The sequence below is a fragment of the Mesorhizobium sp. M0664 genome (assembly GCF_040320565.1).
In the GTDB taxonomy this organism is placed as follows: Bacteria; Pseudomonadota; Alphaproteobacteria; order Rhizobiales; family Rhizobiaceae; genus Mesorhizobium.
In genome coordinates, this window is record NZ_JAMYPW010000036.1 from 13,176 (window position 1) to 28,763 (window position 15,588).

The 15,588-nt window shown below is 62.5% G+C and carries 14 protein-coding genes and 4 pseudogenes; 7 read left to right on the plus strand and 11 right to left on the minus strand.

Translation table 11 applies throughout. The features are described 5' to 3' along the window. Positions 1-447: 447 nt before the first annotated feature. The 6 genes and pseudogenes from NKI39_RS24770 to NKI39_RS24795 form a co-directional block, all read right to left on the minus strand. Entirely contained in the window at positions 448-1,647 is a 1,200-nt protein-coding gene (locus NKI39_RS24770; RefSeq protein WP_352835062.1) for an arabinose transporter, read from the minus strand. A 22-nt stretch (positions 1,648-1,669) separates the two neighbouring features. Then, entirely contained in the window at positions 1,670-2,104 is a 435-nt protein-coding gene (locus NKI39_RS24775; protein WP_352835064.1) for a lipocalin-like domain-containing protein, read from the minus strand. 58 nt (positions 2,105-2,162) lie between these two features. Continuing rightward, positions 2,163-3,179, minus strand: a complete 1,017-nt coding sequence (locus NKI39_RS24780; protein ID WP_352835067.1) for a zinc-dependent alcohol dehydrogenase family protein — start codon at positions 3,177-3,179, stop codon at positions 2,163-2,165. 25 nt (positions 3,180-3,204) lie between these two features. Beyond that, positions 3,205-3,599 (minus strand): annotated as a pseudogene (locus NKI39_RS24785) ((R)-mandelonitrile lyase). 19 nt (positions 3,600-3,618) lie between these two features. After that, positions 3,619-4,089 (minus strand): cyclophilin-like fold protein, encoded by a 471-nt coding sequence (locus NKI39_RS24790; protein WP_352835070.1) that lies wholly within the window; start codon positions 4,087-4,089, stop codon positions 3,619-3,621. Further along, complete coding sequence (locus NKI39_RS24795) at positions 4,086-5,276, minus strand: MFS transporter (protein ID WP_352835073.1); 1,191 nt, start codon at positions 5,274-5,276, stop codon at positions 4,086-4,088. Before NKI39_RS24795 ends, NKI39_RS24790 begins: the two co-directional genes overlap by 4 nt. 151 nt (positions 5,277-5,427) lie before the next feature. Here NKI39_RS24795 and NKI39_RS24800 point away from each other — a divergent pair, with 151 nt between their 5' ends. The 3 genes from NKI39_RS24800 (at position 5,428) to NKI39_RS24810 (ending at position 7,881) form a co-directional block, all read left to right on the plus strand. Beyond that, positions 5,428-6,321, plus strand: coding sequence for a LysR family transcriptional regulator (locus NKI39_RS24800; RefSeq protein WP_352835076.1), 894 nt, complete (start codon positions 5,428-5,430; stop codon positions 6,319-6,321). Positions 6,322-6,698: 377 nt separating this feature from the next. Then, on the plus strand, positions 6,699-7,358 hold the full coding sequence (locus tag NKI39_RS24805; protein WP_352474291.1) for a L,D-transpeptidase: 660 nt from the start codon (positions 6,699-6,701) through the stop codon (positions 7,356-7,358). 10 nt (positions 7,359-7,368) lie between these two features. Further along, a complete protein-coding gene (locus NKI39_RS24810) occupies positions 7,369-7,881 on the plus strand; it encodes an OmpA family protein (RefSeq protein ID WP_352474289.1) in 513 nt (170 codons plus the stop codon). A gap of 337 nt (positions 7,882-8,218) precedes the next feature. Here the strand turns inward: NKI39_RS24810 and NKI39_RS24815 are convergent, their stop codons facing one another. After that, positions 8,219-8,968: an SDR family oxidoreductase gene (locus NKI39_RS24815; protein WP_352503435.1), complete on the minus strand. Its 750-nt coding sequence runs from the start codon at positions 8,966-8,968 to the stop codon at positions 8,219-8,221. 447 nt (positions 8,969-9,415) lie between these two features. On the opposite strand from NKI39_RS24815, the gene NKI39_RS24820 reads away from it, so the two are divergent. After that, a complete protein-coding gene (locus tag NKI39_RS24820) occupies positions 9,416-9,883 on the plus strand; it encodes an amidase family protein (RefSeq protein WP_502898604.1) in 468 nt (155 codons plus the stop codon). Here NKI39_RS24820 and NKI39_RS34340 read toward each other — a convergent pair. The 3 genes and pseudogenes from NKI39_RS34340 to NKI39_RS24830 all read right to left on the minus strand — a co-directional run. Next, positions 9,881-10,103: pseudogene (locus NKI39_RS34340) on the minus strand (methylmalonyl-CoA mutase); the annotation flags it as partial. The gene NKI39_RS24820 and the pseudogene NKI39_RS34340 sit on opposite strands and share 3 nt — an antisense overlap. Before the next feature lie 333 nt (positions 10,104-10,436). Beyond that, entirely contained in the window at positions 10,437-11,441 is a 1,005-nt protein-coding gene (locus NKI39_RS24825; RefSeq protein WP_352835082.1) for a zinc-dependent alcohol dehydrogenase family protein, read from the minus strand. Between the two features lie 128 nt (positions 11,442-11,569). Then, positions 11,570-12,467: pseudogene (locus NKI39_RS24830) on the minus strand (SDR family NAD(P)-dependent oxidoreductase). An 82-nt stretch (positions 12,468-12,549) separates the two neighbouring features. Between NKI39_RS24830 and NKI39_RS24835 the strand changes: the two are divergent. The 3 genes and pseudogenes from NKI39_RS24835 to NKI39_RS24845 form a co-directional block, all read left to right on the plus strand. Further along, positions 12,550-13,431: a LysR family transcriptional regulator gene (locus NKI39_RS24835; protein WP_352835085.1), complete on the plus strand. Its 882-nt coding sequence runs from the start codon at positions 12,550-12,552 to the stop codon at positions 13,429-13,431. Positions 13,432-13,719: 288 nt separating this feature from the next. Further along, the gene (gene tnpB / locus NKI39_RS24840; RefSeq protein WP_023703244.1) at positions 13,720-13,866 is read left to right on the plus strand and encodes an IS66 family insertion sequence element accessory protein TnpB; all 147 of its coding nucleotides are present in this window, start codon (positions 13,720-13,722) and stop codon (positions 13,864-13,866) included. A gap of 46 nt (positions 13,867-13,912) precedes the next feature. Next, positions 13,913-14,098, plus strand: a pseudogene (locus NKI39_RS24845) (transposase domain-containing protein); the annotation flags it as partial. A 72-nt stretch (positions 14,099-14,170) separates the two neighbouring features. Here the strand turns inward: NKI39_RS24845 and NKI39_RS24850 are convergent. Next, complete coding sequence (locus NKI39_RS24850) at positions 14,171-15,553, minus strand: aminotransferase-like domain-containing protein (RefSeq protein WP_352835087.1); 1,383 nt, start codon at positions 15,551-15,553, stop codon at positions 14,171-14,173. Positions 15,554-15,588 lie beyond the last annotated feature (35 nt).

Genomic DNA, 15,588 nt, shown 5'->3' on the forward strand with positions numbered 1-15,588 from the left:
GGGAGCTAAGGAAGCCATATATCCATTATGGTGTGTGACTGCTAGAAAATCAAGTTATAACTCGATTTTCGAACTTCGCGCGAAAGCAAACAATCTTTAGCTTTATATTCGCCCGATCTGCGCCAGTCACGGCGCGCCTGCGAAACTATGACTCGAATCTAGTGTAAAATCCATTCGCAGGAGGCCGTTTAGAATTCTCGGAAAACGCGGCGATCGCTGCAAAAAGAAATTTCATAAATCGTTCAGGCGTCTCGGGGAAAAATCCCGACCAGCTATGGCAAGCACCAAACGCGCAAACGGTTTCGCCGAACGTCTCCTTTTCGGCCCCAAGTCGTCGATGCGGAATGCGCCAATGTCGGCCGTAGACGTCGGTCTTGCCATTGCCCGGAAGCAGACGTCGCCCGAAGTGGGCGATCGTGGTTGCGCGACATCTCGAGCACAGACTAGCTATAGTGGAGCGTTACGGCGAACCAGCAGCAGAGCGATGCCCAACGCCGGAAGCGTCGCCGCCGCGACGACGAGGAAGACGAATTGCAGGCCGGCCGACGCGGCGACCAAGCCGAGCGCCGGGCTGCCGAAGCCGAGCGCCATGTCGAGGAAGACGGTGTAGAGTCCCATGGCCAGGCCGCGGCTGCGTTGCGGAAGACGGCCTACGGCCTCGGCACCGAAACCGGGATAGACCAGCGAGTAGCCAAGGCCAGTCAGGCCCGCTCCGATGGCGGCGAGAACAGGCCCGGGCGCAAGCCAGATCAGCATCAGCCCCGCCGCCTCGACCGCCACGAAGATCACAGCGACGCGCGCGCCCCCCAACCGGTCAGGCAGGTGGCCGAAGCACAGCCTTGCCGCGATCAGCGACGCGGCATAAGCGGTGAAGGGAAGCCAGACCGGCTGCCAGCCGCGTTCGGCAAAGAGCAGCGCGCCAAAGGACAGGATCGCGCCATAGCCAAGGCTGCTGAAAGCAGCTCCGACGCCGGGAAGCCAGACCGTTTGCGCCACGCTCGTCCATGATTGTCGCGCGGCGCTCGCGGCGAGGCTGGTGCCACGCATAGGCAGGATGGCAAGCAGCGTCGCCAGCGGCAGGCCGACCGTCGCGAGTGCGATCGCGGCGAAGCCGCTCGCCGCGTAAAGCGCAGATCCGATCGGCGCGCCTAGCGCGAGCGCCGCGAACATCGCCATGCCCACCCAGGCTATGACCTTTCCGGAGTTCTGTCCGCCCGCAAGGGAAAGGCCCCAGGCGACGCCGCCGGTGATGATGAAGCTCTCAGACGCGCCCAGTACCGCCCGGCCGGCGAAGAGCGCCGATGCGGACGCTACGGGTCGGTCGAGCAATGCCAGCGAGCCGAGATAAATGAACCCCGCCAGGGCAGCGGCAATGAGGCCGACGATGACGGCCCGCTTGCCGCCGCGCCCATCGGCATAGTTTCCAGCCCCAATGCGCGACAGCATCGAGGAGACGAACTGGCTGCCCGTCACCAGCCCGACCGCGAAGGGGCCGAAGCCGAGCTGCTGGTGAAGATGCAGCGGCAGGACGGGTAGCGCCAAGCCGATCAGGAGGAAGCCGGCGAAGACAGCCGCCATGATTGGCACCAGTTCCGCTGTCGCGCCATTTCGGTCTGAAGTCCGCGCCATTGTGGCCACCGGTGACATGTTGACAGTCGGGCTGTTCCGATCAGTAACGTTCGTAGGTTACGCGCCAGCCTTCGGCCGGATTGTCCGGGGTGAGGACCAGTTTGTTGCCCGAGACTTCGAATTTGCGTTTCATGCTCTTCCCGACAAGGTTGCGGACCAGGGAGGACTCGATCGTGATGACGAAGGTCTTGTCCTGGTCGTTGATGGCGACCGGCCCGTAATAGGCTTCGTAGCCATTCGCCGTGTAAGGCGTGTCCGGCGCCTTGGCGTCGGGGTTCTGGGCCTGCACGGAGAGGGTGCCGGCCTCGGTGAAGATGACCTGGCCGGAATATGGCACGGGCTTGAGATTTCCCTCGGCGCCGGCCTCGAGCGACCTCATGCGCCATGCGCCGATGATCGGGGACTCTTGGGAGAAAGCCGGCGTGGCGACCGAAAGCGCAAGCGCTAGGGGGGCTATCTTCAATCTCATCGTCATATGTTGTTGTTCCTTTTCTGAGTTGCGGGTGCGCACAGGCCGTCCGCCCAATCTTCGTTCACACCGAAAGCATGACCTTGATGGCGCGCCGCTCGTCCATGGCGCGGTAGCCTTCAGCGACCTCGGCCAACGGCAGCTTGAGGTCGAAGACCTTGCCGGGCTTGATCCGACCTTGCAGCACACGGTCCATAAGGTCGGGCAGGAAGCGGCGCACCGGCGCCGGGCCGCCCAACATGCGCTTCTGGCCGAAGAATAGTTTTTGGCCGTCGAAGCTCACGCCGTGCGGCACCCCGACATAGCCGATGGTGCCGCCAGGGCGAGAGCAGGCCAGCGCCTGGTCGAAGGATTCCGCCGTGCCGACGCATTCCAGGACGGAGTCCGCGCCGACGTCCTTGGTGAGCTCCTTGATGCGCGCGACGCCTTCCTCGCCACGCTCGGCCACAATGTCGGTGGCGCCAAACTCGCGGGCGAGTTTTTGGCGGCTGACGTGCCGGCTCATTGCGATGATGCGCTCGGCGCCCATCTCCTTGGCCGCAAGCACGCCCATCAGGCCGACCGCACCGTCGCCGACCACCACCACTGTCGATCCTTCTCGGACCTCGGCTGCGTCGGCCGCATACCAGCCAGTGCCGAGCACATCGGACACGGCCAGCAGGTCGGGGATGAGTTCGGCCGGCGGCACCTCGGCGGTGGCGACCAGTGTGCCATCCGCCAAGGGCACGCGGGCGTAAGGCGCCTGCGCGCCCGACATGAATTCGCGTTGCACGCAGGACGACTGGAAGCCGAAGCGGCAGTGCGGGCAGGTATTGTCGGAGAGACAGAACGAGCCGACGACGAACTGGCCGGGACGGACCGTGCGCACCTCTGCGCCGACCTCGACGACGATGCCACAATATTCGTGGCCCATATGCATCGGGCCGTCGACCGGCTGCAGCCCGCGATAGGGCCACAGGTCCGAGCCGCAGATGCAGCTTGCCGAGAGCTTGATGATGGCGTCCTTTGGCTGCATGATTTTCGGATCGGCGATTTCCTCGCAGCGGATGTCGCCCGGTTTGTGAAGAACAGTTGCGCGCATTTTGGTTCCTTTCGAGTCGAGAAGATCAGGCGCCGTAGTCGGCGTCGCTGACATGTTCCAGCCAGTCCACGACCTTGCCGTCTTTGACCTCCTGGAGGGCAATGTGGGTCATGGCGGTCTGAGGCGACGCGCCGTGCCAGTGCTTTTCGCCGGGCGCGAACCAGACGACGTCACCGGGACGGATTTCTTCGACCAGGCCACCCTCGCGCTGCACGCGGCCAAGGCCCGAGACGACGATCAGCGTCTGGCCGAGCGGATGCGTGTGCCAGGCGGTGCGGGCGCCGGGCTCGAAGGTCACCTGTGCGCCTTGGACCCGCCCGGCATCGAAGGGATTGAAGAGCGGATCGATCGCACCGTGCCGGTGAACCAGTCAGGTGGCCCCTTGCCGGAAGGCCTCGTGCCAGCGCGAAGAATGTCCATGGTGATCTCCTCTGAGTCCTCAACTGCGTTCGATGCGAAGCGGGAACGCGCCGCGAATGTGCAGGGCCTGCTCGCCCTCGTCGAAGCGGCCGATCCTGATCAGCCCGGGATGGCGATAGTCGGCGTAGAACATGGCCAGGTTGCCCCAGGGCATGAAATAACAAAGGTCATAGGGCTGCTCGTTGGCGAACGGACCGCTTCCCTCTTCAGTCAGCTTGCGCGGCAGATAGGCGATCTTCTCGTTATGCGCGTAGTCCTCGATCTTGAGGTGGAGCGGCAGCATGGAGAAGAAGTCGCGCGCCGACGGATTGTCGTAGAGCGTGGCGGTAATGGTGCGGCCGTTGAAAATCATCCTGATCTTCATGTCAGTGGGCTCCTGGCTGACTGAGGCTTCGCCTTCTTGGCCGGCGGCTGCGCGAGGCAGGGCCGCCACCGCGAGCGCGGCGCCGAGCAATGTCCGGCGGCTAAGCGGCGCACGCTCGATGGTCATGGCAAAGACCTCCGGGCCATATGCGATGCGGCAAAGGCGGCGAGCGCTGATCCGCAGAGCAGCACCGCGCCTAGAGTGAACGCTCCCCACCAGCCGACCGTATCGAAGAGCGTGCCGCCGATGGCGGCACCGCCGGTGATGGCGAGCTGGATGACGGCTACCTGCAGCCCGCCGCCGGCCTCCGCGTCGTCCGGCAACGTGCGGCTGAGCCAGGTGCCCCAGCCAACGGGCGCGGCCGTGCCGAAGAAGCCCCAGGCAACGAGCAGCAGCGCTGTGGGAACCGGCAAGGCACCGAGGGCGATGAGCGCAGCGGCCAGCGCAGCCATGACCAGCGGGATGACGACGAGGATGCCGAACAGGCGCGTGCGCAAAAGCCGGCCGACGCACCATGTGCCGAGCACCCCCGCCAGCCCCATCGCCAGCAGGACCGCCGAGAGGGCAGCGATGTCGAGCCGGGTGACGCTCGCGAGGAAGGGCCGCAGATAGGTGAAGAGCGCGAACTGACCCATGAACAGCATCATGATTGACGCCATCCCGGTGGCGACAGGAAGACCGCCGAGGAGCGCCAGCGGATTGCCTGGACGCTTCCTCCGGCGCGGGGGCAGCGCCGGCAGGCTTGTCCACTGCCAGACCAGCGCCAGGACCCCAAGCGGCACGACGAGGAAGAAAGCGCCGCGCCAGCCGACATAGGCGCCAAGAAAACTGCCCAGCGGCGCGGCGATGGTGGCCGCAATGGCATTGCCAGCGTTTAGCATGGCGAGACCCTTCGGAACCATGTCTTGCGGCACGAGGCGCATGACGATCGCAGTCGACATCGACCAGAATCCGCCGATCGCGATGCCGAGCAGCGCCCGGCCGACCATGAGGAACGCGTAGTTCGGCGCGAAGGTGACAGCGAGCCCGGACACGATGAGGAGAAGGGTGAAGCCGGTCACGACCAGTCGGCGGTCGATCCGGCGCGTGAGGCCGGTGACCAGCAGGCTGGTCACGACGGCGAAAGCGCCCGAAATCGAGATCGCCTGTCCCGTGCGGCCCTCGGTGATGCCGAGATCGGCCGCTAGCGGCGACAGCAGGCTGACCGGCATGAATTCCGACGCGATGAGCACGAAAACACACAGCGCCATCGACAACACCGCGCCCCATGCGGCCCGGTCTTCGACAAGCCTTGTGTCGTAGGTCGTCTCCATAATTGACATCCTTGCAAGGCGACTGGGGCGGATCAGCCGCTCATCCCCATCGCCATGCCGGAAGATATTGCAGAGGAACCCATACTATTAGACTAAGTAATTCGCATGGACTTATCTGCTCATGATATAAATGTCCGACCGGAGGTGCCCTATGCAGCGCGATGGCATGAAGGATCTGCTATGGTTCGTGGCGGTCGCGCGGGAGCGCAGCTTCACCAAGGCGGCGGCCAGGCTCGGAACCTCGCAGTCGACCCTGAGTTCGACAATCAAGGAGCTTGAAGCTCGTCTTGGCGTCCGCCTGCTGACACGTACGACGCGGAGCGTCGCACCGACCGAGGCTGGCGAGCGACTTTTCCAATCTCTTGTTCCCCGCTTCGAGGAAATCCAAGCCGACCTCGCAAGCCTGGTGGCCTTTCGCGACAAACCCTCCGGAACGGTCCGTATCACGCTGTCCGACCATGCGCTCCAGACGACCGTCTGGCCGAAGCTGCAGCCCTTGCTCGGCGACTATCCTGACGTGTGCGTCGAGCTCTACAGCGACAACGGCTTGAAGAACATTGTGGAAGAGCGCTTCGACGCAGGCGTGCGGCTTGGTGAGAGCATCGACAGGGATATGATCGCAGTGCGCATCGGGCCGGATTGGCGGCTCGTGGCCGTGGCTTCTCCCGAGTACTTTTCCCGCCATCCGGTTCCGACCGCACCCCAGGATCTGGTCGATCATGACTGCATCAATATGCGGCAGGCGACGTTCGGCGGATTATATGCCTGGGAATTCGCCAGGGATGGCCGCGACCTTCGTGTGCGGGTGGAAGGCCAACTCACCTTCAATTCGTCCATTCCCATGATCGAGGCTGCGATAAGCGGTTTCGGGATCGCCTATGTCCCGGAAAACCTCGTCAGCCAGCACATCGCCAAGGGATGCCTTAGGCTCGTGCTTGACGACTGGAGTCCGCCGTTTGCGGGCTATCACCTCTACTACCCGAGCAGGCGACAGCTCTCGCCTGCGATGGCGGTGATCGTTGAGGCGCTCCGCCATCGCATCTGACGGGAGGTCGGGCAGTTTGCGTCTCAGCGCCGCAAGGCCCGATTTGGCTGCCTCGGGGTCGTCCAGAGTGATCACCAGGGCCTTTGCGCTGTCAATTTTCGCGGCGGCCACCATCTCCTCCTGCGAAGCGTTGCCGAAAAGACCGGTAGACGTTCTTTCCGGGACCGCTCTACATTTTTGGCGTCGAGGTCGACCGCAACCCACCTGTATCCACGCTCGTCGAGCAATCTGCCGATCACCCGGTCTACCCGCCCGAACCCGGCAATGACGAATGTCCGGACACGGCGGACTGAAGCAACGCAGCATTTTCCACTTTGAGGCGAAGTAATTCTCAACTATGGTCCGCCAGGCTTTTGGCATGAGGGGGAATATTGCCGATGGTTTTATCACGCAGGGGTGTCGTGCTCGGCGGCCTGGCGCTGGTCGCGATGGGTGCAACCGGCAATATTGCTCAAGCAGCGGCGGCAAAATCCTTTTTCGCCGGTACCGCCAGCGACAACAATTTTGTGTATCGCAAGACCAACTTCGCCAAGATCGACAAGAGATGGCATCGCCAGATCGTCAAGTATTTCAGTAGCGAGCCGGTGGGCACCGTCGTGGTCGATACCCGCCACCATTTCCTCTACGTGATCATGGAAAACAAGACTGCCATCCGCTACGGCGTCGGCGTCGGCAAGGACGGCTTCAAATGGTACGGCCGCGCGACGATCGACCGCCGCGCGCTGTGGCCGGACTGGGTCCCGCCTCCCGAAATGCGCAAGCGCAGGCCGGAGCTACCGGACATGATCGCAGGCGGCGCGTCCAACAATCCGCTCGGGCCGCGCGCGCTCTATCTGCACCGCGACGGCGCCGACACCGGCTACCGCCTGCATGGCACGCTGGAGCCATGGAGCATCGGCACCGACGCTTCCAGCGGCTGCATCCGCATGTTCCCGGAAGACATCATCGACCTCTACCAGCGCTGCCCGATCGGCACCGCGGTCCAGGTCCTGCCGCACATCGCCGACCAGGCGCCCGCTTCCACCACTGTCGAATGATTGGCGCCTCATGAACCGCATCATTGAAAACACGCGCCGGCTGCTCGCCGCCGGCCTGCTGCTGCTGGCCGCATCCTGCTCGACCAGCAACACGCTGGCCCCTCCCACACCCGACGTCACCAACACCGAGGTTGCCGGCTTCCAGAACGTGCAGCCGGGCAGCGAGGAGGATTTTATCCTCAATGTCGGCCGCCGCACCTATTTCACGCAAGGTTCGGCCGCGCTCGATTCCGTCGCCAAGGCCACCCTCGACACCCAGATCGCTTGGTTGGCAAAGCATCCGCGCTGGCTGCTCAAGCTGCAGGGTTTCGCCGACGATCCCGGCGCAAAGGAAACGGCGCTGTCGCAGCAGCGCGCCGATGCGGTGATGGACTACCTCGCCGCCGGCGGCATAGACCGCAACCGCATGTGGGCCAAGGGCTACGGCAAGGACAGGCTCGTCCGCGAGTGCCCCGACACCGCCTGCAGGTCGCAGAACCGCCGCGTTGTGTCTAATTTGCGCGATGTGAGGGACGAGCCGTAGGGGGCTGCTGTTCTGCTTGTGACCCGAAGCAGAGTCTCACACGCGGCGGCGGCATGGCTGCTTTGCGCCGTACAGATCCGCTTTGCCGTTCCTGAAAGCTGACATCGCAGGCGACGGCGCTGGAGGTCGTGGTGGCGCCACTTGCGGACTAGGCCAGTGTTGGCGCGAATGGCAGCTTCGCGCGCAATCTCGAACTTGCCCAGCAGGATGGATCGGCAGGCCGGAAAGACTGGGCGTTCGAGAAGCCTTGCCCCACAAAGTGATCTGCCTTGGCGCCCTCTCGCCACTACCGAGTTGGCGTGAGCCGCAGTTCGAGACCCATCGCTGGGCCGAGTTCTCACATGATGTTCATGCCGCCATCGATTAGCATTTCAGAACCGACCATGAAACGGCATTCGTCGGACGCCAGAAACACCACCGCATTGGCAATTTCCTCGGCCGTCCCAAAGCGGCCTGCCGGGACCATCCCGACGACAGCGTTCGCCCGAGCCTTCGTTTCCGCCGGACCCAGACCAAGCTTGTCGTTGAGCGGCGTGTCTATCGGGCCCGGGCTGATCACATTGGCGCGGATGCCGCGCCCTATCAGCTCACCAGAGAGCGTTCGCGCCAATGAAATCATTCCGGCTTTTGCCAACGAATAGACGTGCGTTCCAGCCATTCCCATGTGTGCGTTGACGGAGCCGCTGAGAATGATGGAAGCCGGATTCGAAAGGAGCGGGACCAAGGCCTTGACCAGGAAGTAAGGTCCTTTCAGATCGATGGCAACGCTCCGGTCAAAGGCCGCCTCGCTCCAGTCGGCAAGCGGACGCAAGTCAACGATGCCAGCGTTGACGAAGACAGCATCGAGCTTGCCGAATGCCGCTCCCAGCTGTCGGGCGATATCTTCCTGGGCGGCAACGCTGCCCGCATCGGCAGCGATGATGAGCACATTGTCGCCGAGAGTCTTGCGGGCTTCTTCCAGACGGCCCTCGTTGGTGCCGGTGATCGCAACGCGAGCACCTTCCTCGAGAAAGCGGCGTGCTGTTGCGAGCCCGATGCCGCTGGTGCCGCCGGTGATCAGCGTAGCTTTGTTCCGCAGTCTGTGCATGACGGAGTTCCTCATACGGTCGCCCCCACCCGAGGGCCTTCTTACCTACAGTCGCGTTTAGCATTACGCGTCCAACAGGACAGCAGCCATCCTTGGCCAAATGAAAAATCGCGGGACCGATGACTGAGTGGCAACATTCCACCTGTCGAGACTTTCGTATCGCAGGTCATCTTACAGCACTGGTTCAGGCCACGACGATGTTCGCGACGACCTGAATGTCCGCTCTCCTGTATCCCCGCCTAAGACGGCCGGTCCGCAATCGCCCCAAAAGTTGACGTCAGAATCCATGGAAAAGCCGACAGTGTGAAATGGGACTTTCACACTGAGTTTATTGGCGCTTGTCGCCGACGAGCCCTACTTGCAGACCTCATGCACGAGCTTATTCACGCCACCGCTCATGAGAAGCTGTGCGGCCGGACGGTCGGCGTCTCGAACGAGATTTCCGAGATGCACGGACGCATCTTCTTTGTGGAGGGAGCCGCGTACCACTACGCCAATTTCAAGGATCATATTGGGAGCTACCCGACGATTGCCCAAAGCTGGTTTGCTGCGGCTCTTCGAGGCGCGCCGGTGGGTGATTATGTCAATGCATCTGAGAAGAGGGTTCGATTTGCCAGCCAGGTCAATCGCCTGTTGGAGGAGGTCGATGTCATACTGACGCCGACGCTCTCGGTGTCACGTCCGCGACGCGATGCGAAAGAACTGATAGTCTCGGACAAGTCTTACGACTTTAGGATGGCACTGGTCAGACAGACATGCCTTTTCGATCACACCGGACATCCTGCGCTTGCGATGCCTATCAACGTCGATGCCGCGTCTCTGTCTCCGAGCCTTCAGATTGTCGGACGCCACGAAGGCGAAAACAATATTCTGAAGTTCGCTGGAGCACTCGAGCGCACTCTGTCGGCGAGATGAAAGAGTTGCCGCCTCGTCCGACGTCTGGAAGAACGGCCCGATGACGTCGTCGAAGCAGATGTCCCAATGCGATTACCTTGGCGCCGCAGTCGTGCCCATCCTGGCCGAGTTTGGCGACAAGCACCCTCGGCATTTCGCCACGTACAGTTGTAAATGCCCGTGGCCGAGAGACCAAACTGTCGTATTCCGGCTCGCCCGCATAGGAATTGCCGTAAACCTTGTCGGGTGCATTTTGATCGCGACATACGGGACTTGGATATGTTTCGAGGGCTGGCAGCAATCGAGTCCCAGCCGCCAAAAGCTATTGTAGCGCTGCTTTCAGTGTTCCTCGGGCTAGTAGGCGCGTGGGGCGGATACCTGTCGCTGAGGAGCATACTCAGCTCCCGAACCTGGGCAACGCGCGCCCCTTCACATGCAAATCCGTAGGTGTCCTCGATCGCTTTCGACCTTGTGAATGATCGCGGATTTCGTGGCATACCCAGATCTCCTATGTCTGTTGTCCCATGTTGAGGCCGGACACCGGCATGCGGACACCGATGACCTGACAATCCGGCTATTGCACTATTGCGATCTTGCCGAAATGCTGGCCTCCCGCCGCAAGTCTGGAAAAGGCAACGCTGGTTTCGGCGACGTCGAACGTCTGGCCGAGAACCGGCACGATGCGCTGCGCGGTGATGGCGCGTGCGGCCTCGGCAAGATCGGCAACGGAGCCGGTATTGTTGCCCACGACCTTGAGCGCCTTGCCGATGATCGAGAACAGATCAATGGATGCGGCAGTACCCGTAAGAAAACCGACGGTGAACACTGTGCCGCCGAAGGCTGCCGCTTTCAGGGACCGGGCGAATGTCGCTTCGCCTACCGTATCGACAACGAGATCCGCGCCGCGTCCATCGGTGAGTCGCAGCACTTGGTCATCCCATTCCGGTGTCGAACGGTAGTTGACGAGAAGGTCAGCGCCAAGCTGCTTCGCCCGCTCCAGCTTTTCGTCGGACGATGAGGTAACTATCGCTGTCGCGCCCGACGCCTTGGCGAATTGCAGCGCAAAGATGCTGACGCCGCCCGTGCCAAGGATGACCACAGTCGAACCTGGTCGAAGCTCCGCCGAGCGGACCGCGTTCCAGGCCGTCGTGCCGGCAATCGGCAGGGCCGCGCCTTGAGCGAAATCCAGATGAGACGGTAAGGCCACAATGCCGGTCTCGGGCATCACCACATATTCGGCCAGCGAGCCGGGGAGAGAAATGCCGCGCATGCCGGCGACATTGGCGGGCGAGATCGGACCACCCTGCCAGCGCGGCATGAAATGCGGAATGACGCGATCCCCGGCCTTGAAGGCGGAGACATTTGTGCCGACCACCGCCACCTCGCCAGCGCCATCGGCCACCGGGATCAGTGGAAAACGGGGAACCAGAAAGTTGCCGATGGCGATGGCGATATCCAGATAGTTCAGCGTGGCGGCGCGCAGCCGAATCAGTACCTCACCCGGACCTGGCACGGGATCAGGCAGAACAACCGGGCGAAATGCATCAAGCGAAGGTTCAGTGAGTTCAATGGCTTTCATGAGTCTCTCTTGGGTGCGTGCCGTGCGGCTCCATGCCGACGTCAGGTGTGTTCGCAGAACAGGCTGCGTCTTGTTTCTTGATTGACAGGCAACCCGCCAACGTGGCGCCTGATGCGAGCGACAAACGATTAAGCGTGCTGAGTGATCGCCTTGTTCAGCCAAGGACGCTGGCCTCCAAGCGTGTAGCCGCCCTCCACCAGAATGCTTTGTCCTGTCACGAAGCGCGCATCGCTGGACAACAGCCAGGGGACGACATCGGCGACATCCCTGGATTCACCAACACGTCGTACAGGTGTGTGTAGCGCGAACGGCCGCATCGCGTCGTCGTTGCCGAGCGCCGCCCGGCACATTGCGTCGCGATGATGCCGGGCTGACATTGTTGATGCGGATATTCCGGTCTCCGACCTCTACGGCCACCGTTCGTGCCATCGCGTCGAGCGCGCCTTTGCTCGCGGCACAGGCTGCAATGCCGTGCATCGAGCCATGCGCGCTCCACGACGACGTGTTGATGATGGCGCCATGAACGCCGCGATCCAGCATCGCCGCGATCTCGTATTTTAGGCAGGCGAACACGCCGCGAAGGTTGATCGACATCAGCCTGTCGAATTCATCGAACGGCAATTTGTGCGCCGGCATGAAGGCGCCCAGCACACCGGCATTGTTCCAGATGACATCCAGGCTGCCGAAGGGTTCGAGCGCCTTATCGACAAGCGCCTCGGCCTGCTCGGGAACGGAATCATCGGCCGGTGTCGCCAGCGCCTTCCCGCCCTGCGAGACGACCTCGTCAACGACGGCATTGAGTTCTCCTATCCGGCGCCCCGCAACGACAACATTGGCGCCCTCCCGGCCAAGCCGCAGCGCCGCCGCCTTGCCCATGCCAGTTCCGCCGCCCGTTACGATCGCGATCTTGGACACGAACCGCTTCATGCCTGCCGTTTCGGTTTCGCCTGTCGTTCTCATGTGTCGATGTCTCCATTCAAGAGCGATGCGCCTCTTCAGCTCCAGGAAGGCCTCGCCGAGAGGCATTCCGTTGAATGGACAAATAGATTAATCATCAAGCCATTATAATATCGCCAATTATGAGAACACTACGAAGCAGGACTGTTTAATGGATCTATACGGCAGCATGTCCGTTTTCGTGCAGATCGTCGAAAAGGGAAACCTAACTGCGGCGGCCTCCGCGTCCGGCATGTCGCCGACCATGGTTGGCAACCATCTACACGCACTCGAAAAGCGATTGGGCACGAGTCTCGTCAACCGGACGACCCGCCGCCAGAGCCTCACCGATTTTGGTCGGGTCTATTATGAACGCTGTCTGGAAATCCTCCGGCTGGTCGCCGAAGTGGACGCCCACGCACTCGCCAACCATATCGTCCCGCGCGGACGGTTGCGCGTGACTGCTCCGGTCTCGTTTGGCGCGGAGGGCCTGATGCCCGTGCTGGGGGACTACACCGCGCGCTATCCTGAAGTTGAACTCGACATCACTTTGTGCGATCGCACTGTCGATCTGATCGAGGAAGGTGTCGAGGCAGCGATTCGCATCGGCTCCCTCCCGGACTCCGGTTTGATTGCCCGGCCGCTGATGCCTTATCGGATGATGATCTGCGCCTCGCCGGATTACATCGCGAAACACGGTGAGCCGCACCGCCCCGCGGACCTTGCGGGCCATCGTTGTGTAGCGTTCCGTTATTCCGCCGAATCGGCCTGGCGCATGATCGGCGAGGAGGGAACCTCACGTGTTCGCGTTTCCGGCATGATCCAGGTGAACAATGGTCAGGCGATACGGGTCGCAGCCCTGAACGGTCTCGGCGTCGTCATGCAGCCGGAAGTTCTGCTAGCCGAAGATGTCACCGCCGGCCGCCTGATCCGGTTGTTGCCGAACTATGAACTCCCGAGCCGGCCCATGCAGATCGTCTATCTTCGGGACCACTACATGTCGCCGAAGCTGCGAAGCTTCATCGACTTTATCGCTGATCGATTCGGTGTTTGACGATCAATTTCGTAGCCATGGCTTTAGCGACCACTCGGCAGTCACATTCAACCTTACACCGTCATGAACACCTCTCGCTTGGACAGGGTGCACCAAGATTGCGTCGTCATTGATACCGAGAAAGCCTGGCGGTCGGGTCAAGATTACCCGCCGATACGCCATTTTCCTTGCCCGGCTTGTGGACGCCAGCGAGGTGACCGCAGGGTGGGGGTTGCTTGAACTGCTGATGATCGCGGATGAACCGAGCTGCGCTCTTGGGTTCGATTCGCAGAATGTCTTGCCAAGCGTCTGGAGGATGGGGAGTTCCGCTGGCCGAAAGTGCATGACGGCATGATGCGGCTGACGGCCGCGCAACTGTCGGCGCTATTGGAAGGGCTGGACTGGCGGCGGGTCCACGAGGCGCGCCGGACCCGCGTTCCAGCCCAGGCAGGCTGACCCGCGACGAAGTGAATCAGCCTGGATTCCGCTGTGCGGGCCGGTGATGGCAACGACTGCAGACCAGCTTCCCGACGATCCGGACGCGCTGAAGGCGATGATCCTGGCACGCGACGTCGAGAACGCCCGCCTGGTCCAGATCATCAAGGAATTGCAACGTCACCGCTTCGGTCGAAGAGCTGAGACGCTTCCCGAGGATCAATTGCTGCTGGGGCTCGAAGAGGCCGAGCAACATGTCCAGCTCCACAAGTTCTACCTTAAGGTCCTCCACTTGTCGGCGCCGCTCATTGGCGACGCGGCGAGCTCAGATTACGCCGTGCTCGTGATCGGCGTGCTCATCCATCAAAATGCCCCTGAGCACGATCAGCGCGCGCTCGAGCACCAGGCCACTAGCCACACTGCCGACACATAGACGCAGGCCGCTCTCCACGGCGCCGTTCGCAACGGCGAATGCCGCTGGTGAAGTGAGCCGGATGCCAGCGTAAGACGCGCGAGCGGCTGCACGCTCAGCATTGATCTCCGGCATCGGCAGCCACACATGCAGGCTGGCGTCCGATCGCGGTTTTTCGATCACATCGCCAAGCACCGCGAGCGCGCGCGTCGTCCGCACACGCGTTTCGGCCATGGCTGCGCTTGCAATCTCGTCAGCGCGGCCGCTCTCGATCAACTGCGTCGTTACCGCACTGTTGATCCCCGCCGGCGAATGCATCAACGCCCGCATCGCCCGCGCGCAGCGGTCGAACACCTCGCCTGTTGGCGCGACGAGGAACCCGGCACGAAGCCCCGGTGAGACGATCTTCGACAAGGAACTGACATAAATCGTGCGCTCGGGCGCGAGCGCCGCGAGCGGCGGCACGTCGAGATGGCGCGCATAGGGCGCATAGACATCATCCTCGATGAGCCAGAGCCCGCGTGCGCGCGCCACCCGGACGATTTCGGCGCGCCGTTCCAGTCCCATCGTCCGTGCAGTCGGGTTCTGCAGCGTCGGCAACGTGTAGAACAGGCGCGCGCCGGTTTCTGCGGCGGCCCTGTCCAGCGCTTGCGGGGTTGCGCCTTCGGCATCCATCTCCACGCCGCGGAGGGGATGGCCCAACTGGCTAGCCAGCGCCTTCGCCCCAGGGAAGGTCGCGGCTTCGCACAAGACCGGATCGCCAGGTGCGCAGAGCGCCGTTAGCGCGATCGCCATCGCATTCTGCGCGCCCGAGCAGCAGATCACCGTTTGCCATTCCATGCGCTGAAGATTGGCTGTCCGGGTGAGCCAGGCGGCGGCTGCCTGCCTGTCGCGGTTAAGCCCGCAAGTCGACTGATAGCCCAACCGGTCGACCAACGCTGGCCGCCGGCGCAGCGCGCTCAGAGCCTCGAGCACGGCGTCGTCCGCATTGATCGGCGCAAGATTGATGGTGAGGTCGATAGGTCCCGTGTCGGTGGTTGCCGGCGACCGGTCGATGACGAAGGTGCCGCGTCCAACATGACCCGCAATAAGCCCGCGCTCGGTCGCTTCGCCATAGGCGCGCGTGACGGCGCCGATACTGATCGAGAGCGCATGGGCGAGCTCGCGATGCGGCGGAAGCCTCGCGTCGGCAGGGAGGCGACCGTTCGCGATATCCGCCGCCATCGCATCGACGAGCTGACGATAGAGCGGCGCTGCATCCGAGCGATCGAGTACCGGGCTCCAGCGGGTCATCATGATTGCCTCATATTGTCATAGGGACATTAATAGAA